At 59.7% G+C, this 18,592-nt stretch carries 14 protein-coding genes; 9 read left to right on the plus strand and 5 right to left on the minus strand.

Annotated elements, in window-relative coordinates; all coding sequences use genetic code 11:
* Window positions 1-38 precede the first annotated feature (38 nt).
* The 3 genes from FAA97_RS01740 to FAA97_RS01750 form a co-directional block, all read right to left on the minus strand.
* Complete coding sequence (locus FAA97_RS01740) at window positions 39-680, minus strand: acyl-homoserine-lactone synthase (RefSeq protein ID WP_136596806.1); 642 nt, start codon at window positions 678-680, stop codon at window positions 39-41.
* 120 nt (window positions 681-800) lie between these two features.
* Window positions 801-1,550 (minus strand): helix-turn-helix transcriptional regulator, encoded by a 750-nt coding sequence (locus FAA97_RS01745; protein WP_168800890.1) that lies wholly within the window; start codon window positions 1,548-1,550, stop codon window positions 801-803.
* 99 nt (window positions 1,551-1,649) lie between these two features.
* Complete coding sequence (locus tag FAA97_RS01750) at window positions 1,650-3,965, minus strand: NADP-dependent malic enzyme (RefSeq protein ID WP_136596808.1); 2,316 nt, start codon at window positions 3,963-3,965, stop codon at window positions 1,650-1,652.
* Between the two features lie 177 nt (window positions 3,966-4,142).
* On the opposite strand from FAA97_RS01750, the gene FAA97_RS01755 reads away from it, so the two are divergent.
* The 5 genes from FAA97_RS01755 to FAA97_RS01775 all read left to right on the plus strand — a co-directional run bounded on the left by FAA97_RS01755 (window position 4,143) and on the right by FAA97_RS01775 (window position 9,184).
* The gene (locus FAA97_RS01755) at window positions 4,143-4,994 is read left to right on the plus strand and encodes a UDP-2,3-diacylglucosamine diphosphatase (RefSeq protein WP_136596809.1); all 852 of its coding nucleotides are present in this window, start codon (window positions 4,143-4,145) and stop codon (window positions 4,992-4,994) included.
* Between the two features lie 174 nt (window positions 4,995-5,168).
* A complete protein-coding gene (locus FAA97_RS01760) occupies window positions 5,169-6,320 on the plus strand; it encodes an ABC transporter permease (protein ID WP_168800891.1) in 1,152 nt (383 codons plus the stop codon).
* 9 nt (window positions 6,321-6,329) lie between these two features.
* A complete protein-coding gene (locus FAA97_RS01765) occupies window positions 6,330-7,148 on the plus strand; it encodes an ABC transporter ATP-binding protein (RefSeq protein ID WP_136596810.1) in 819 nt (272 codons plus the stop codon).
* A gap of 3 nt (window positions 7,149-7,151) precedes the next feature.
* Window positions 7,152-8,525, plus strand: a complete 1,374-nt coding sequence (locus FAA97_RS01770; RefSeq protein ID WP_136596811.1) for an MlaD family protein — start codon at window positions 7,152-7,154, stop codon at window positions 8,523-8,525.
* A gap of 56 nt (window positions 8,526-8,581) precedes the next feature.
* Window positions 8,582-9,184 carry an ABC-type transport auxiliary lipoprotein family protein gene (locus FAA97_RS01775; protein ID WP_136596812.1) on the plus strand — a complete coding sequence of 201 codons (603 nt, stop codon included), beginning with the start codon at window positions 8,582-8,584 and terminating at the stop codon, window positions 9,182-9,184.
* Window positions 9,185-9,378: 194 nt separating this feature from the next.
* Here the strand turns inward: FAA97_RS01775 and FAA97_RS01780 are convergent, their stop codons facing one another.
* Complete coding sequence (locus tag FAA97_RS01780) at window positions 9,379-14,916, minus strand: apolipoprotein A-IV repeat region-like domain-containing protein (protein ID WP_136596813.1); 5,538 nt, start codon at window positions 14,914-14,916, stop codon at window positions 9,379-9,381.
* A gap of 470 nt (window positions 14,917-15,386) precedes the next feature.
* Here FAA97_RS01780 and FAA97_RS01785 point away from each other — a divergent pair, with 470 nt between their 5' ends.
* Window positions 15,387-15,761 (plus strand): Hpt domain-containing protein, encoded by a 375-nt coding sequence (locus FAA97_RS01785; RefSeq protein WP_136596814.1) that lies wholly within the window; start codon window positions 15,387-15,389, stop codon window positions 15,759-15,761.
* Between the two features lie 117 nt (window positions 15,762-15,878).
* A complete protein-coding gene (locus FAA97_RS01790; protein WP_136596815.1) occupies window positions 15,879-16,199 on the plus strand; it encodes a 2Fe-2S iron-sulfur cluster-binding protein in 321 nt (106 codons plus the stop codon).
* Between the two features lie 407 nt (window positions 16,200-16,606).
* Here the strand turns inward: FAA97_RS01790 and FAA97_RS01795 are convergent, their stop codons facing one another.
* Window positions 16,607-17,230, minus strand: coding sequence for a DUF922 domain-containing Zn-dependent protease (locus tag FAA97_RS01795; RefSeq protein WP_136596816.1), 624 nt, complete (start codon window positions 17,228-17,230; stop codon window positions 16,607-16,609).
* A 101-nt stretch (window positions 17,231-17,331) separates the two neighbouring features.
* On the opposite strand from FAA97_RS01795, the gene folP reads away from it, so the two are divergent.
* Both folP and folB read left to right on the plus strand, forming a co-directional pair.
* Window positions 17,332-18,210 carry a dihydropteroate synthase gene (gene folP / locus FAA97_RS01800; RefSeq protein WP_484237556.1) on the plus strand — a complete coding sequence of 293 codons (879 nt, stop codon included), beginning with the start codon at window positions 17,332-17,334 and terminating at the stop codon, window positions 18,208-18,210.
* 10 nt (window positions 18,211-18,220) lie between these two features.
* Window positions 18,221-18,583, plus strand: coding sequence for a dihydroneopterin aldolase (folB, locus tag FAA97_RS01805; protein WP_136597678.1), 363 nt, complete (start codon window positions 18,221-18,223; stop codon window positions 18,581-18,583).
* Window positions 18,584-18,592: the final 9 nt, after the last annotated feature.

An 18,592-nucleotide genomic window follows, 5' to 3' on the forward strand; every position in this document is an offset into this window, starting at 1 on the left:
GGCTGAAGCTGCAGCCGGCTTCTGTACGTCGTTGCGCCTTATGCGGCGCGCGCGGCGTTGAGTGTCATCGGCGTTTCCAGAACCGGACCGCCGATCTGTGCGACGAGCTTCATCCGGTCGAGCAGGTCCTGCGTGACCTCCCAGGCAACCGCCACGGCATAGACGGAACCAATCCGGTGTGGATCGGCGATGCGCTCGCCAGGGCAACCCATGCGCTTGAACATGCGCTCCAAAAACACATCCGTAACCGTGACGATATGGGAAAGGCCAGAGGAGAGGCCAAGCTCGCCCACGCCGCACATCAGTTCTGCTGCGGCAATGGTCACCTGGTTGCTGGAACGATCCTGCGAGATCTCCGGGTCGATGCAAAAGCGGCTCGATTCCCAGATATCCGCGGCGCGAATCTCCGGACCGTCGCCGAGAAGGATCGGAAACGTATCGTCCAGCATGTTCGGACCGAGCGTCGGCAGCAGTCTGAGCGATCCGCGCAGCGCGCCGTTTTCGCCATAGGACAGAACATAAAGTGGGTTTGAGCGGTCATAGGAATCAATTTCCCAAGCATCCTCCACGGACACATCCCACCCGAGGAGATCGTGGAAAACTCTTTTCCGCAGCCGATGCATTGCATCCATTTCGGCTGGAAACTGGTTGCGTCGGGAACCGTTAATGATGCGGATCATGCGCTTGCTCCTTCATTGGGATTGGAAGTCAAAAGATGACTTCTGGTTCCCGCAGATGAAACTGGCAGTGGTGACAGCTTTAAATTTTGCAATCTTTGATAAGATATCCGCAACCCTGCGTTACCCATCGCCGGGATCGGTCAGTCGCGGGATCAGATCGCGCCAGGCTGCCTCGGCAACGGCCTGAGCGTTGTTGACCACGTCGAGTTTTCGACGGGCATTGCTCATAAAATAGCGCACAGTTCGTTCGGTGATGCCCATGATGATCGCGGTTTCCCAATAGCTTTTACCCGCCGCAATCCAGGCAAGCGTTTCCCGTTCGCGTCTTGTCAGGCGAACATTGGTGCCGTTTGAGGGTTTTTCGGGCTTGGCTGTGCTGACGAAGCCAGCGTGAAACAGTGTCGCCAGATGGGCAATCTCGTGATCATGGGCGTCACGCCATTGATCGAGCGCATAACCCCTCAAATTCGGCGTGAGAATCAGGCACGCATGACGACCTGGATGGTTCGGAAGCGGGTAGATGATATCCAGCACCACCTCATCGTCCTGAGGCAATTCCTCCGGGTTGACAGGTTTACCGCGAAGTCGTGAGAGATCCACGCCGGCAGGTGCGAGGTGGGAGATGACGGTGGCGACGAGCGGCAAGTTGCGCTGCTCCGTCAAGCCACGGCTTAGCCGCGGCCTCTCCCGGGGCGGGACGTGGCGTAGTTCCACAATCTGGAACGTGCCGTCGGCAAGCGATCCACTCAGATAGGTGACCCGCAAGCAGTCGAACGCAGATTGAAGCCTGGAGATGAAGCCGAGTGAATCTGATGCAGGCTGGTCCTGTAACCAGGACCGAACCTCCCGATACGCATCAGTCTGAGCCATCACTGGACCCTCGATTTCAAGGGCCCAGTCGAATGGCGCGTTATGTACGCTGACATGTGCTACGTCTGGCCTGGGCATGCCGACGGAGGTCAAGCGCGGTCAGGTGACCGGTTGCGAGGCTTCCACCACGGCGAGGGCTGCCATGTTGACGACGCCGCGCGACGTGACCGATGTGGACAGGACATGGGCGGGCATCGCTGCACCAAGGAGAATCGGCCCGACATGCAGAGCGTCCATCATGGTCCTCAATATTCCGAGCGAGATATTAGCAGAATCCAGGTTCGGAAACACGAGAAGGTTGGCTTCGCCCGTCAAAGTGCTGTCTGGCATTGCACGCTTGCGCAAGATTTCCGAGAGCGCCGAGCCTCCCTGCATCTCGCCGTCGACTTCCATTTCCGGCGCTACGACACGGATGATTTCGAGAGCCGAACGCATTTTCGTCGCGCTTGGCGATGGACGCGAGCCGAAATTGGAATGCGATAGCAGTGCTGCCTTCGGCGTGATGCCGAAGCGACGGATTTCCTGGGCAGCCATCACCGTCATTTCGGCGATTTCCTCAGCGGTCGGATCATCTGTCACGAAGGTGTCTGTGTAGAATGTAGCGCCGCGCTGCGAAATCAGCAGGCTGAGGCCGGAGAAATCCCGAACGCCCGGGCGCTTGCCGATGATCTGCCTGACATCGCGAACATGCCGATCGAAGCGGCCTTCAACGCCACAGATGAGAGCGTCGGCATCGCCGCGTTTGACGGCAAGCGCACCGATTACCGTGGTGTTGGTGCGCACGATGGTGCGCGCCGCTTCAGGATTGATACCCTTGCGGCCGACAAGCGTGAAATATTCCTCGACATACTCACGGTAGCGCGGATCATCTTCCGGATTGACCAGTTCAAAATCGGTGCCCGGACGAATGCGCAAACCATAGCGCTGCAAGCGCGTCTCGATGATCTGCGGACGTCCGATCAGGATCGGCTCGCCAATCCCGTCTTCGAGGAGCACCTGGGCTGCGCGCAAGACGCGCTCGTCTTCACCTTCGGCAAAGATCACTCGTTTCTTCGTTGCGGTCTTTGCGGCGGCAAAGATCGGCTTCATCACAAAGCCTGAACGGAAGACAAAGCGATTGAGCTGATCAAGATAGGTATCGAAGTCGGCGATCGGCCGGCGGGCAACGCCGCTCTCGGCTGCCGCTCTCGCGACAGCCGGTGCGATGCGCAGGATCAGACGGGGGTCAAACGGTGATGGAATAAGGTAGTCGGGACCAAAGGTCGGCGTTTCGCCGGTATAGGCGCGCGCGGCGACTTCCGAGACCTCTTCGCGGGCCAGCGCTGCGATCGCGCGGACCGCGGCCATCTTCATCTCTTCATTGATGGTAGTCGCCCCGCAATCCAGGGCTCCCCGGAAGATATAGGGGAAACAGAGGACGTTGTTGACCTGGTTGGGAAAGTCGGAGCGTCCGGTGCAGATCATGGCATCAGGGCGTGCAGCACGCGCTTCTTCCGGCATGATCTCGGGCTTCGGGTTGGCAAGCGCCATGATCAGGGGCTTTGCTGCCATGCGGGTCAGGAGTTCCGGCTTCAATACGCCGGCTGCCGACAGGCCCAGGAAGACATCCGCGCCGTCGATCGTCTCGTGCAATGCGCGCTTGTCGGTGTCCTGTGCATAGACCTCTTTCCAGCGGTCCATCAGCTCGTTGCGGCCCTTGTAGACCAGCCCCTCAATGTCATGGACCCAGATGTTTTCGGTCTTGGCACCGAGGATGACCAGCAGATTGAGGCAGGCGAGGGCGGCGGCACCAGCGCCTGATGCGACGATCTTGACGCTCTGGATCGATTTGCCGGCAAGTTCCAAACCGTTGAGGATCGCCGCCGCAACGATGATGGCGGTGCCATGCTGATCGTCGTGAAAGACCGGGATGTTCATCTTTTCGCGCAGCTGATCTTCCACCTGGAAGCATTCAGGCGCCTTGATGTCCTCGAGATTGATGCCGCCAAAGGTCGGCTCAAGCGCCGAAATGGTGTTGACCATCTGGTCCACGCCCGGGGCATCGATCTCGATGTCGAACACATCGATACCGGCAAACTTCTTGAAAAGGACGGCCTTGCCCTCCATCACGGGTTTGGAGGCCAGCGGACCGATATTGCCAAGGCCGAGCACGGCCGTGCCGTTGGAAATGACGGCGACGAGGTTTGACCGGGCCGTGTAATAGTCGGCCGCAGCAGGATCATCCTTGATCGCGAGGCATGGCGCGGCGACCCCCGGAGAATAGGCAAGCGCCAGATCGCGTTGATTGCCGAGGGGCTTCGTTGCCTGGATTTCCAGTTTTCCGGGCCTTGGATGGCGATGGTAGAAAAGCGCCTGCTCGTCGAGATCGGCAGTCGGATTGACAAGGGGAGGCGTGGTCTTTTCTTGGGAATTCATCATTTCACCGGGCGGTTCAAGGCGTCGATATCGCCAACGTCATACACGAATTGTCGTTGAGTGGTAGACTTTAGTTCCGCCGCGCGCCTGTCGGAAGAGGGGTGGGCCGCCAATGTCATCTTCTTGAAACACGAGTCTGGTTTAGCGCTGTCGTGACCGCTGAAAAGGACTAGGCCCGTGGAAACTGTGAGCGAAGCCCGGCATTTCCGTACTCTGTTCATCTCCGATGTTCATCTGGGATCAAAAGCAGCCAAGACGGATTTCCTGCTCGATTTTCTGAAAACACACGAAGCCGAGACGATCATTCTTGTCGGGGATATTGTCGACGGCTGGCGTTTGAAGCGCAGCTGGTACTGGCCTCAGTCCTGCAATGACGTTGTGCAGAAGCTGCTGCGCAAGGCGCGCAAGGGCACGAAGATCGTCTACATTCCCGGAAATCATGACGAGTTCCTGCGCGGTTTTCCCGGTACGCATTTCGGTGGCATCGAGGTCGCGGAGCGCATGGTGCACGAGATGGCAGACGGCAAGCGCTATCTCGTTCTCCACGGCGATGAGTTCGACGTCGTCGTGCGCAATGCCCGGCTTCTCGCCTATCTGGGCGACTGGGCCTATGACACTGCAATCGCGATCAATGTGCTGCTTGCTGCGGTTCGCCGCAGATTGGGCATGCCGTACTGGTCTTTTTCGGCCTGGGCGAAACTGCAGGTCAAACATGCTGTCAACTTTATCGGTGAATTTCAGAAGGTGGTTGCCGACGAAGCGCGTCGCAACGAAGTGGATGGCGTCATCTGCGGGCATATCCATCATGCCGTGATGGAAGACATTGATGGCATCCACTACGTCAACACCGGCGATTGGGTGGAGAGCTGCACCGCGATTGTCGAGCATTTCGATGGCAGGCTCGAGCTGATTTCGTGGGCCGATCGTGTCGGCGCAGCGACGAAGCGCAGCGAACCTGAACCGATGGTCAAGGTGTCGATCCCTGGGCTGACAGGCCCGGCAGACAATGCGGGTGTGCGCGCTGCTTGAATTCCTGTGGGTGTTGCAAAGAAACACAGCCGTTGCGCAAACCACGCAATGTCCCGGATTAGATATTTGTTAAGCATTTCATCTGTTGCTGGGGTGGTTATAGTGGCCTCCTGAATTATCGAAGTTTGGCCCGTGCTGAGTCGCGGGCCGCGTTCTTTGGGAAAATGCCGCTCCTTGTCTCTTGCTGAGTCTCAACCTGCACGCATCGATGTCGACGAGGAAGCGACCAATGGAACGCGCTGTCTTCGGTTGTCCGGCAGCTGGAAGAATGCCGATCTTATGGATGTGGTGAAAGGGCCTGGCGATTTTTTCGGCGTCAGTTCGCCCGAGATCGGACGCATTGATCTCAGCGGTGTAACCGCAATGGATACCGCCGGTGCCTGGCTGATCCGGCGGTTGGTCAACGACCGTGTGGGCAAGGGCGGAACGGTAGAGGTCTCCGGTGGCACCGAGGAGATGCGCGAATTGATCAGCGCGCTGCCCGAGCAGGTGCCGGCGCCGGCAAAGGTCAATGACAGGCGTCGGCTGGTCGATCGGGTGTTTGAACCTGTCGGTCGAGCCACCATTGCGGTCTGGTCAGATCTCGTCGCCATGATGTTCGTACTCGGCTCTGCCGTCAGAGGCGCGCAGACCAAGCTCGGTCGTGGCTCTGGTATTTCTCCCGCCTCCGTCGTCAGCCAGCTGGACCATATGGGCGTGCGGGCGGTCCCGATCATCGTCCTGATGTCGTTCCTGATCGGCGCGATCATTGCCCAGCAGGGGGCCTTTCAGCTCCGGTATTTTGGTGCGGAGGTCTTTGTTGTCGACCTCGTCGGTATCCTGCAACTGCGCGAAATTGGTGTGCTTTTGACGGCCATCATGATTGCTGGTCGCTCCGGCAGCGCGATCACGGCGGAAATCGGCTCGATGAAGATGCGCGAGGAAATTGATGCGCTGAAGGTCATCGGTCTCAATCCGATCGGCGTCTTGGTTTTCCCGCGTCTTGTTGCGCTGACAGTCGCCCTGCCGCTCCTGACCATCATCGCCAATTTTGCCGCGCTGTTTGGTGCGGCCGTGGTTGCTTGGGGCTATTCAGGCATCACCTTTCAGGTCTTCCTCGGTCGTCTGCATGAGGCCGTCGACTACTCGACCCTTGCAACAGGCATGATCAAGGCGCCCTTCATGGCGCTGATCATTGGCATCATCGCTGCTGTGGAAGGCATGAAGGTCGGCGGCAGCGCCGAATCGCTCGGTCGCCACGTCACGGCCTCCGTGGTCAAATCCATCTTTGTCGTGATCTTGGTGGACGGTCTGTTCGCCATGTTCTACGCAGCCATCGATTTTTGAGGTGGCCGAATGATTGCAGCAGCCAAGTTTAGAGATCGGGATCGTCAGGTCATTCTGTCCGTGAAGGATCTCACGGTCGCATTCGGTGACAATGTCGTTCTTGATCACTTGAATCTCGACATTTATCGCGGCGAGATCCTCGGCTTTGTCGGCGCATCCGGCGCTGGCAAGTCCGTTCTGATGCGCACGGTGCTTAGACTTTTGCCGCGTCGCTCGGGTCGCATCGAGATATTGGGGGCCGATTACGACGCCGTCGGCGATGCCGAGAGAATGGCGCTCGATACGCGGCTTGGGGTGCTGTTCCAGCATGGCGCGCTGTTTTCGGCGCTGACAGTCAAGGAAAACATCCAGCTGCCCATGCGCGAATATCTCGATCTGCCGCAATGGCTGATGGACGAGCTTGCCTATCTGAAGATCGCACTGGTTGGCCTTAAGCCCGAGGCTGCAGACCGCTATCCCTCTGAGCTTTCTGGCGGCATGATCAAGCGTGCAGCGCTCGCGCGTGCCTTGGCGCTCGACCCGGATCTTGTGTTCCTGGACGAACCGACATCGGGTCTTGATCCCATTGGCGCAGCAGAGTTCGACGAACTGATCGCTCAGTTGCGAGATACGCTTGGCCTGACGGTCTACATGGTGACCCACGATCTGGACAGTCTGTTCTCCGTCTGCGACCGTATCGCGGTGCTCGGGCAGAAGAAGGTGCTGGTCGAGGGAACGCTTGATGACATGCTGGCGTTTGATGACCCCTGGGTCCAGTCCTATTTCAAGGGCAAGCGCGCCCGCTCCATTCCCCGCGCGGATCAATCCGCCAGATTTCCGGTAGAGTGACCCATGGAAACCAAAGCCAATTACACGATCGTCGGCTTCTTCACCATTCTGGTGATCGCGGCGGCTTTCGGATTTGTCTATTGGATGGCCGAGTATGGTCGCGGTGGCCCAATGGCGCCGCTGGCAATTCGCATTCCCGGTTCAGCCAACGGTCTGAGCGTTGGCTCGGCCGTCCGCTTCAACGGCATTGCGGTCGGCGCCGTGCGCAATCTCTATATCGACAACGACGATCCGAAGTTTTCCGTCGCCTTCACCGAGGTACGGGCGGACGCACCAGTGACGGCCAATACCAAGGCCATCCTTGAAATTCAGGGTCTGACAGGGGCTGCCTATATCGAGCTTTCAGGGGCTGGCGGCAAGGCGGAAGAGCGCATTCTTCAGCGGGCTTTGGATACCGGAGAGCCTGCGATCCTGACCGCTGATCAGTCGAGCGTGACCAACCTCCTGTCGACGGCAGACAGTATTCTGCAGCGGGCCGACGATGCCATCAGCGACCTTCAGGGTTTTATTGCGGATGCGCGCGGGCCTCTTACCAATACGGTTGCAAATGCCGAGACATTCTCGAAGTCGCTGGCCGACAATGCCGAGGGTATCGACCGGTTTCTTGAGAGTGTAAGCGCATTGTCGGATTCGGTCTCGGGTCTTTCCGGCCGTCTCGATTCGACGCTTGGTGCTGCGGAGGAGTTGTTCAAGGCACTGAACTCGGAGAAGATCGACCAGATTCTTGCCAATACGGAGCGAGCGACGGCAAGTTTTGCTGATGCCTCGGACAAGGTCGGGCCGACAATGGACACCTTCCGCAAGACTGCCGACACCTTCGGTCGTTTCGGCGACAATGCCGACAAGACGTTGCAGCGTGTCGACGCTCTGATTGCCGCGGTTGACAGCCAGAAGGTCGGACGGGTCGTAGACGACGTATCGGTCGCCTCTGCCGATGCGCGCAAGACGCTTGAGAATTTCCGCGACCTTTCCGATAGCTTCGCCAGCCGTAAAGGCGATATCGATCGTGCGATTGACGATTTCACCCAATTGGCGGAACGGCTGAACAATGCATCGACACAGGTCGACGGCATCCTGCGCAAGGTCGACGCGCTGCTCGGATCGGACGAGGCGAATTCGCTGAGTGCCGAGGCACGCCGGACCCTGGTTTCGATCCGCGAAACGGCGGAGAACCTCAACAGCCGGATCGGTCCGATTGCCGATAACTTCAACCGCTTCTCCAGCAGCGGTCTGCGTGACATCCAGACGCTGGTCAATGACACGCGACAGACCGTTCGTGGCTTGAATGATGCGATTACAAACTTCGATCAGGATCCGCAGAGGCTGATCTTTGGTGGCGATACCGTCAAGGAATTCGACGGGCGGACGCGCCGGTGACAAGGGCAGGGACGAGTAAAACTATGGGCGACCAGTTTTTGAAACGCGATCCTTTCATGCAACGCCGGTGGCGACCGCATCTGCTGGCGGTCACTATGCTAAGCGTCGGCATGGGGCTTGCAGGCTGCAGTTCGTCTGCCGTCAATGATACGTTTGATTTGTCTGCCGCGCAGGTCGATGTTTCGACCAAGGCCTCGGCGCGCTCGCGCCAGCTGCTGGTGGCAGATCCCTCGGCGCTGAAGGCGCTCGATAGCGAGCAGATCCTGGTCCGTGTTTCCGGATCCGAGATCCGCTACCTGAAGAACTCCCAGTGGAGCGATCGACTGGGACGCGTCGTGCAGGCAAATCTGGTCGAAGCCTTCGAGAACACGGGTCGTCTGGGCGGTGTCGGTCGACCGGGGCAGGGTCTTGCGATCGACTACCAGCTCGTCTCCGATATCCGCACCTTTGAAATTGTCGCAAGCGGCGGAGACCGTGGTGTCGTCGAGATTTCCGTGAAGCTCCTCAATGACCGCAATGGCACGGTCAAGGCGCAGCGCAGCTTCCGCGCCGAAGCGCGCGCCACAGGCACCAGTAACGAAGCCTATGTCGATGCTTTGAACCGCGCCTTCGCCACGGTGACGGCCGACATGGTGGCCTGGACCCTGGCCACACTCTGAGACAATCTCGCTCGGCAAGAGCACTGCAATTTGGAAGAGGGCGTCATCGCAGCAGTGATGGCGCCCTCTTCCGATTCTGCGAGCCCATGCCCAAGTCCGAGCTTGCCTGGATCCGGCCGCTGGCCATTGAGCCCCGATAGCAAAAAGCCCGGCTGATGAGGCCGGGCTTTGAAGGTCTTGATGTGAATTCAGTCTCAGCTGAAACGGCCGGCCGCATGGGCAAGCATGGTGTAGACCTTGCCCGTATCCGAGGTGAGGTAGGACTGGGTGATGGTCTTGTCGCGATCCGTGCGTGCGACATCGCCCAGGAGCTTCTCGAAGTCGGCGATGTAGCGGTCGACGGCTACACGGAACTCCGGTTCGCGTTCATACTTGCGCTTGATCTCGTCGAACGTCTGCTGGCCCTTCAGCGTGTAGAGGCGACGGGTGAAGATGTCGCGCTCGCCGCGCTGGTAGCGGCGCCACAGGTCGACCGAGGCTTCATGGTCGATTGCGCGGGCGATATCGACCGAAAGCGAATTCAGCGATTCCACCATGTGGCGCGGGTTGCGCGTGTCGCCCTGACGCGGTGCGGCTGCCGCCGTTTCGGCGGCTGGGCGGGCGGTCGCAGCGGCACCGCGCGGCGGTGCGGCTTCTGCAGCCTCGTCACGGGACGCGGCGCGGAGCAGATCGGAAATCCAGCCGCCACCTTCGCCGCGACCGGCAGCAGGCGATGCGTTGTCAGTGGCGTCAACACCGCTGCGCAATGCGAAGGTTTCGGTGGCGCGCGCGGGGGCGGCGACCTGAGCCTGGGCTGCCCTGCGAATATCTGCCTGAGGGACGGCACGCTGGGCGACCGGCTCGGAGATCTCGAGGTTCTGGCTGGTGCGGCCGATCAGCTGCGACAGATCCTGGAGGGCCTTGATCTGCTCGGAGACGGCACGGCGCATGGCCGCGGCGTTTTCCTTGGCTTCCTCGGGAAGGTCGAAGGCGCCGCGCTTCAGTTCTTCGCGGGTCATATCGAGCTCCTTGCGGATGTCACCCGCAGAGCGACGAATTTCGTCGGTCGCACCGGCAAAGCGGGTGACCGCCTCGTCAACGGCCTGACGGAGCGCCTCGCGCAGCGTTGCTGCAGCGCCGTCCGAACGACGACCGGCTTCCTGCAGCAGGTGATCGATGTCGTTGAGCGACATCGACAGGCCGCCGCGCAGACGCTCGGCGAGAGCCGCAGAGCGCTGCTCGGCCTCCGAAAGGGTCTTCTCGATTGACTGATGGGCTTCCTGCTCTGCGGAGAGCAGGGCATCGCGCATGGTGGCGGCCGTGCCCTGTGCACGCTTCTCGGTTTCGGTCAGGATCTGACCAATATCGCTGAAGGAGGATGCAACGCTCTGGCGCAGATTGCCGGCAAGCTGACCGGAGCGCTGTTCGGCGCGTTCGAAGGCACCTTCCAGCATCTGGCCGAGACCCTGCATGGTGGTCTCGATCTCTTCCGAGCGCTTGACGAGGCCAACCGAGAGTTCGCGGAGCGCCTGCTGGCGTTCTTCGAGCGTGCCAACGAGGTTGGACTGCGCGGCAGAGAGAAGTTCCGATGCCTTGCCGAGGACCTTCGTATGATCGCCGAAGCGGCCCACGATAGAGGAGACCTGCGACAGGGTTTCGCCTGACACCGTCGACAGGCGGCCAAGTTGGTCGCTCAGCAAGCGGCTCGAGGTCGACATCAGATCGGTTGCCTTGCCGGCGGTCTCGTTGAACTGTGAAGCGGTTGCGTCCAGACGGCTGTCGAGCGCGCTGATGCTGGAGACGGCCTGTTCGATGACATCGGCGATGCCGGCATTGCTGTCGCCAAGACGGTCGATGAGCTGCGTTGCGCTGGCAACGAGATTGTTCTCCGCGTTGGAGAGCGATGCCACCGCGCGCTCGGTGCGCTCATTGATGGCCCCGACGAGTGCCTGGTTTTCGGCGCGCAGACGGTCGGCGCTTTCCGCGGCTGCGGCGCTGATCTGCTCGGCGGCGGTCCGGCCGGTCTGGGCATAGGTCTCGATGACCGGAACGGCCTTTTCGTCGATCAGGCGGCTAAGTTCGGCCGAGCGGGTCGACAGCATCGAGTTGAGTTCGCGGGTACGGTCATCAAGCACGTTGCGGATCGAATTGCCGCGTGCTTCCAGGGCCTTTTCGACGGCATCCATGGATGCGTTGAGTTCCTGGGCATTGCCGGAAATCGCATCGCGGATCGCCGTTGCGCGCTGTTCAAGTGTTGTGGACACATCAGACAGCGTGCCGGTGAGGTTCGACACCTGGGCGCTCACCAGTGCCTCGGCATGCGAAACCTTGTTGGCAATGACATCGCCGGCCTGCGAGAAGGTTTCGGCGACGACGGCGGCCTGTCCGGCGAGGCGATTCTGCGTTTCGCTGATGCGCTTGGCGAGTTCTTCGGAGCGCGCCTCAACCGTGCGGCTGAGCGCTGCGCTGCTTTCGTCCAGCTTTTCGGTCAGCATGGTGCTGCTGGAAGCCAGACGCTCGACGGAGCGCTGCGCTTCGGTGTCGAGATCACGTGCGGCATCCGTCACGGCGCTGCGCAGTGCTGCAGCCAACCCGGCAGCCTTGCCTTCGATGGTCTTGTTGACGTTTTCAAGTCCGACGGAGAGGGCGCGATCCATGGTCGAGAGGCGCTCGTCGATCTGCGTCGTGCGGCTGTCGAATGTCTCGGCAATCTGCGCGGTCCGGCTGTCGATCGTTGCAGCGATCTGCGTGGTGCGACTGTCGAGTGCTGCGGTGATCTGTGTTGTGCGGCTATCGAGCGCTGATGTGATTTCTGTCGTACGGCTGTCGAATGTGTCGGCGACCTTTGTCGCGCCATCCGTCAGTACCTGTGAAACGCGCTGGCTTGCTTCTTCACCGATGCGTTCGATGGCGGAGACCTTGTCATCGAGACGGGCTGCAAACTTCTCACCGGCGTCGTTGACACGGGCGTCGACGCCGTCAAGGCCGTTGCGCAGGCGGTCTTCGAGCGTGCCAAGGCTCAACTCGATCCGCGAGCTCGTCTCATCCAGACGCGAGGTCATGCCGGTGACCGATTGCTCGACCATGCCGGAGAAGCCCTGCGCTGATTTGGTGATTTCACCGGCGGCATCGCGGATCTGTTCGGTGAGTGTGCCGGCGGTGCCGCGGAGACGATCGTCAAGCATGCGGCTTGAGTCGTCGATCGCCTTTCTCAGGGCTTCCTCACGGTCCTCAAGGCTCATTTCGAGCATGCTCGTGCTCGCGGCCAGCGAAGCGCCGATGGTGGTGCCATGCTCACTCAAGGTGTTCTCGATCGCCTCATGGGCACCCGAGAGGGTCTCAGCCAAATTGCGCTGTCCATCGCCAAGCGTCAGCGCGATGGCCTCCGAGCGATCTTCGAGAATACTGCGGATCTGGTCATGCGTGCTCACCAGGCGCTCATCGATATCGACGACACCCGTGGTGATCGTGTCGACGATCTTGCCGGTGTTTTCGCCGAGGGTGCGCGACAATGTCGTCTGGGCGTCTTCGAGCGTGGCAGCGAGATAGCTGGTATGCCCTGCAAGCGACAGATCCAGGCGTTCCTGATTTTCGGTGAATGCCGTGCGGATCACATCGACCTTGCCGGCAAAGGCTTCATCGATGCGCTTGTCAGCATCGGAAACGCTCTCGATAATGGCCGAAGCGCGCTGGTCAAGGCTCTCATCAAGACGGCGCTGGCTATCGGTCAGCGTCTGCGCCAGATCGGCGCTGCGCGCCGTCAACGAAAGATCCAGCTCAAGGCTCTTCGTCTCGAGCGTGTCGGCGATCTCGCTGCTCTTGTTCTCAAGCATCGAGGCAATGCCGCGGGTCTTGGCGTCAAGCGTTTCGGCGAGCCGTGCCTGGTTGCCCTCGAGCGCATTGATGACGCCATCGGTCCGGCTGGTGAGGACGTCTTCGAAACGGGTCTGGTTGTCGGTCAGGGCGTTGGTCAGCGCGCCGCCACGCTCCTCAAGAACCTCCTCGATGCGCCGTTTGGCATTTTCGAGACCTTCAGTCAGCGACTGTGCCCGGGCCGACATGGCATCGGCAATCTCTTGCGCGCGACCGGAGAGGGTCTCGTCCAGCATGGTCTGATTGGTATCGAGGCTCAGCGCCATTGCCAGCGACTGTTCCGTCAGCGTGGTGCCAAGGCGCTCGATGCTGGAGGTCAGAATGCCTTCGATGGATTCGGAGCCGCCATTTACCGTTTCGTTGATCCGCGCAAGGCTTTCCATCAGCTTGCTATCGAGGCTGCCGGCGCGCTGATCGAAGGCGCTGGCAAACTCGGCAACGCGATCGTCAAAGGTTGCGTTGATCTGGCCAATGGTGGTCTGGAAGCGATCTTCAAACAGGCCCGAGCGCAGATCGAGGTCAACAAGCGCGTCATCGGCGCTGGCCTGCAGGCTCTGGCGGAAGCTCTTGCCACGTTCTTCAAGCGACAGGTTGAGCGTCGACAGGACGGTGTCAAGCGAGCTGGTGATCGTCGTTTCGCCGGTCTTCAGGCTCTCGGCGATGTCGCGGGTGCGCTCGAGCAAGGTATCGTTCAGCTGACGCGCGCGGTCGTGCAGGGCGGCATTGAGCTTTTCGGTATTGGCGTCGAGCGTGGAGGCACGCGTTTCGAATTCGGTCAGCAATTCGCGACCCCGCGAGCTCAAGGTGTCTGTCAACGTCTTGAGCTGGCTGTCGAATTCGGTGGAAAGCGAAAGGCCTGACGCGCCCAGCGTCTGGACCATGTTCTCGGTCTTGTGGTCGAGCAACGAGCCAAGCGCGCTCACCGCCGCATTGGATTTCTCCATCAGCACAGCTGCACGCGTGTCGATCATCGAGGCGAAAGCCTCGCCGGATGTCTGCAAGCGCACGGAAATTTCTTCCGTGGCGAGCGACAGGTCTTCCTTCAGCTGGTCGTGTGCTCCAACAATCGAGGAGCGGATACGTTCTGCGTGATTGACGATGGCGTCGCGTTCGGCACCCAGTTCGTGCACCAGGCCGCGCACGCGCAGTTCGTTATCGGTGTAGCTGCGCTCGAGGGCTGTGACTTCGGCGTGAACCAGTGCTTCGAGCTCGGTGGCGCGGGCAATGGTGCGCTCGATGCCTTCGTTCATGGCGGAGACTTCGCGCCGGACAGCCTGACCCACCGTCATGATGCGTTCTGTTGCGATTGTCTCCGGCTCTGAGAGACGCAGCGCCACCTCTGCCATGGAGCGGGCGGCATTGCGAAGGTCTTGTGCGCGGGCCATCATGACTGCGAACGCATAGAAAAGAAGGATCGGCAGAACGGTGCCGATGAAAATGGCGACAAGGCCAGGTGCAGCAAGGACTTCGGCAATGCTGTTGGCCTGCCAGATCGTTGCGCCATATATAAGTTGCGTGAGGCCCAGGGCGCCAAGCACCCAGAGCGCCGAGATCACGGTGGCATTTCTAATGGCATGGCTTACGGAGTTGCTCTCAAGCGAGCGCAGCAAAGCCGTCGGCGGCCGACGCGAAGCATCGTTGGCTGCGGCGAGGTTTGGAGACCGGGGCGACGGTTCTGCCGCATGCTCGCTCGCGCGTGCGGCCCGCTTTTCAGCTTTGGTCGCATTGCCCTGCGCTTGCTTGACTGTATCGGCTTCCTCCGAAACGCGAGACTTGCCGCCTTGAGACGGCGATGCCTCGTCTTCGAAGTCGATGCTCAGCGCCGCTTCCAGTGCTTGGAAAGCACTTTCATCGATCGAGTCTGACTTCTTGTTCGCCATAAGGTTACGCCTCGTTACACTCATTCTCGGTGACACTGAGAACCTGTCGCCCAGGCCGGGTGACACCGATCACACCTTCGTACACCGACTGCTCGTCCACCGCCACAATGAACGCGGCATCTTTCATCCTCCAAACCGGCCAATTGTGTGGTGCCGGCAAGCAGGGCTAAATATTCTGCTTCCGTCGAGCGGGGCTCGCAATCGCAGATCGCCCTTATCAACCGTATCGTAGTGGCACATCCGAGGTTTTTATACAATTAATGCGTTTTGACGCCAGTCTCGACCGCAATCGATGTTAAACCAATCTCAACCTTGATTGACCGCGAAAAGCCTTTGTTCGCAGGGCTTTGCGTTTTGTTAACCATAAGGCCAGTTTTTTCTGTCCCGATACGGCACATTTAACGTTACGTCGCAACTGGTCCATTCAAAGTGGGGCATGAAATTAAACGTGGAAAACACAGGCTGGCCCCATGATTAATACCTCTTCGATTGCTTTTGAAGCGCCGCAACTGCTTGAAGTTGCATCCCGCCGCGGGAGTCGCCCCATCGATTTGCAGATTGTCAATTCGGCCGTGGACGGTGACAAGCTTCGGGAAATTCAATTGCTTGAGGGTTTTGCACGAAAGGCACGTAAGTGTCTGCGTGTGCTGGGGGAAGGGGCAACCGGTGCAGAGGTGAAGAAGGTTGTGACCGGACTGCGCAATGCGGCCCTCAGCATAGGGGCCATGCGTGTTGTCGGCGCGTTGGAAATCCTCGAAATGAAAGGCAATACAACAGATGCTCTGGCCAGTGTTGCCGCCTCCGTTCTGGAGGCTGAACTGTTCATCTTGAAGATCGCGCGCTGATCTACCCCTTCTCAAGCCGGTTGCTTCGCCCCATCTGAGGGGCAGGCGTGTTGACCTCCGTTTTGAATTGGGGGATGACAGCGCCCGTGCGAATGCAAGCGGAGCAACGAATTTCACATGTCAAACATCACGATCGTCGCCTTTGACGGTACACGCTTCGACCTTTCAGTGCAGGATGGCTCCACCGTCATGGAGAACGCGGTCCGCAATTCCGTTCCTGGGATTGATGCGGAATGTGGTGGTGCCTGTGCCTGTGCGACCTGTCATGTCTATGTTGATGATGCCTGGGCGTCGAAGGTCGGTAGTCCTTCGCCCATGGAGGAGGATATGCTGGACTTTGCCGTCGATGTCCGCCCGACGTCGCGTCTGTCCTGTCAGATCAAGGTGTCGCCGGATCTTGATGGTCTGGTCGTGCACGTCCCCGAGCGGCAGGGCTAAGCCGCTTGAAGGCCCTTTAGTCCAGGGCTCAGCATTTACCTTTGCGACGAAAAAAGCCCCGCTCTCGCCTTGACGAGAGCGGGGCAAGTGGGCGCATAGCCAAGCAGGCGAGGGAGGAAGCACCTGCGGCACCAGAACGCGCCTGGGAGAGAAATCTGTCAGAATATCTGCAATTGGTGACAATCTTATTTCAGTCGTTGCGTAAGTTCTACACTGATAAATTGCAGGTTATTCACGAGGCGTTTGGAAAGCTTCGGGCAAGCCACTGAAATTGTGGTCCAAGCGCCATCGCGCAAGTAGGATGACGATCGCAGGCGCTTCCTGCCGATCCGAGATCGCGTCCGCGCCGGAAAGCCCAACAAAAGCAAATAGCCAAATTGTTTCCGGCGGTGCTCGCCGAAAATGGTCTAACGCTGTTCTCGTTGCTGGGCACGGTAGCGCAGGATGCGGATCATGCGCTCCTCAAAGTTTTTCGATTCGACGCGATCAAACTGCATCTGGGCGCGGTCGTGATTGGCCGTGACCATGTCGGTGATGGCTGCGACCTTGTCCTGGAGCCGATCGCAGCTGTTTTCCGGTCTTAGCCGTTTCAATCTGGATTCAAGCTCGCGGGCATGCTGTCTGGCAATCTCGGCATGGCGTTCTTCGTGCCGCTTTATGTCGGCAGACAGCGAATCCCAGATGAGCCCCAACCCACTTGGCGCCTTGCTGCGGTTCTTCCAGCGCGGCAGGATGAGCTTGGTTTTGAGCGTGACGGTTGCGTCTTCAATCGCGCAGCGTCCGCCGCTGCTGGAATAGGTAACGTCACCGCCGAACTGGATCTGCGTTGCGCCGGGATGTCGACCGCCCGTCGATTGCGTGAGCGGCCCCTTCTTCGAAAGCTCTGCATCAATTTCGGCGGCGGTGCGGCCACCGATATCGAAATAGGTGATTGTTTTCTTGATCCGGGTTTCTGCGTTTGCCGCAGTGATGGTGCTCAAAAGCAAAGGTCCGCCCAGCACGATGGCCGCAAGGCGACTTATTCTCTTCATTCTTTGATCCGCAATGTTGTAATCGCCAGGGCCTTCGGGCATAGCCGAGCACGAACCCTAATGCACTTTTGCAGCTTTTGCGCCATTTCGACAGAGGGCCCGTGACGATCGACAGAAAGTTTTCCTGGAAGCTTGGCCAGGGCCGCCAGCTCGATCTCGGCGAACGCGGTTACCTGATGGCCATCGTCAACGTGACGCCGGATTCCTTTTCCGACGGCGGCCGATACCACCATGTCGATGCAGCCGTCGCCCATGGCCTTGCCTGCCTGGCGGAGGGGGCGACCATTCTCGATATCGGCGGGGAATCGACAAGGCCGGGTGCCGAGGCGATCGATGCGCGCGAAGAACAAAGGCGTATCTTGCCGGTGATCGAGGCCTTGGCCTCCTCGACCGATGCCCTGATCTCCGTTGATACCTATCGTGCAGAGACAGCGATTGCCGCGCTCAAGGCCGGGGCTCATATCGTCAATGATGTCTGGGGTCTGCAGCGCGATCCGGAGATGGCTAATGTCATTGCAAAAGTCGGTGCGGGCGTCTGCATCATGCACACGGGACGCGACCGCAAGCGCCTTGCCGATCCGATCGCTGATCAGGTTGTATTCTTCGAGCACTCTCTCGCTGTCGCGGAAAAGGCGGGCATCGAACGGCAGTCCATCGTGCTTGATCCGGGTTTCGGTTTTGCGAAGGAGACGCCGGCCGACAATTGGTCGCTGATGGCGCGCATGAGCGAACTCGAGACGTTCGGGCTGCCGCTCCTGGTCGGGACCTCTCGCAAGCGCTTTCTCGGCGCGTTGACGGGGCGGGATGCTGCAGAGCGCGATGCTGCGACCGCTGCGACTACGGTGTTGATGAGAATGGCGGGGGCCTGCGTATTTCGTGTCCATAATGTCGCTATGAACCGGGACGCTTTGCTGGTCGCCGATGCTATGCTTTCGGCGCGCCGTGGCGCGTATCACACTCAATCGGAGGGCGATGCCTGAGATGCCGGCGATCTTCACCATTACTTTGAAGAATTGCGCGTTCTTCGCGCATCACGGGGTCTTCGCCGAAGAGGCGGTCCTGGGGCAGCGCTTCTATGTCGATGTCGAATTCGACGTCGATGCCGAGAGGGCCGCCGAAACCGACACGCTCGATGGCACGGTGCACTACGGAATTGCCTTTGAGGTGATTGAAGGGATCGTCACCGGTGCGCGCAAGCAATTGATCGAGGCGTTGGCGCTTGCCGTGGCGCGCGGGCTTCTTGATCGGTTTGAAGAAATTCTGCGCGTCAGGGTTACGCTGCGCAAGCCCAGCGCACCGATTGCCGGCGTTCTCGACTATGTGCAGGTGAGTGTTGAGCAGAGCAGAGTCTGACGTGGGTAC

Source organism: Peteryoungia ipomoeae (assembly GCF_004912165.1).
GTDB classification, from domain to species: domain Bacteria; phylum Pseudomonadota; class Alphaproteobacteria; order Rhizobiales; family Rhizobiaceae; genus Allorhizobium; species Allorhizobium ipomoeae.

Coding starts and splice junctions, on each gene's coding strand:
- FAA97_RS01745 (WP_168800890.1), bottom strand. CDS start 1,550: ATGGCTCAGACTGATGCGTATCGGGAGGTTCGGTCCTGGTTACAGGAC.
- FAA97_RS01785 (WP_136596814.1), top strand. CDS start 15,387: ATGATTAATACCTCTTCGATTGCTTTTGAAGCGCCGCAACTGCTTGAA.
- FAA97_RS01780 (WP_136596813.1), bottom strand. CDS start 14,916: ATGGCGAACAAGAAGTCAGACTCGATCGATGAAAGTGCTTTCCAAGCA.
- FAA97_RS01740 (WP_136596806.1), bottom strand. CDS start 680: ATGATCCGCATCATTAACGGTTCCCGACGCAACCAGTTTCCAGCCGAA.
- FAA97_RS01775 (WP_136596812.1), top strand. CDS start 8,582: ATGCAACGCCGGTGGCGACCGCATCTGCTGGCGGTCACTATGCTAAGC.
- FAA97_RS01790 (WP_136596815.1), top strand. CDS start 15,879: ATGTCAAACATCACGATCGTCGCCTTTGACGGTACACGCTTCGACCTT.
- FAA97_RS01770 (WP_136596811.1), top strand. CDS start 7,152: ATGGAAACCAAAGCCAATTACACGATCGTCGGCTTCTTCACCATTCTG.
- FAA97_RS01795 (WP_136596816.1), bottom strand. CDS start 17,230: ATGAAGAGAATAAGTCGCCTTGCGGCCATCGTGCTGGGCGGACCTTTG.
- FAA97_RS01765 (WP_136596810.1), top strand. CDS start 6,330: ATGATTGCAGCAGCCAAGTTTAGAGATCGGGATCGTCAGGTCATTCTG.
- FAA97_RS01750 (WP_136596808.1), bottom strand. CDS start 3,965: ATGAATTCCCAAGAAAAGACCACGCCTCCCCTTGTCAATCCGACTGCC.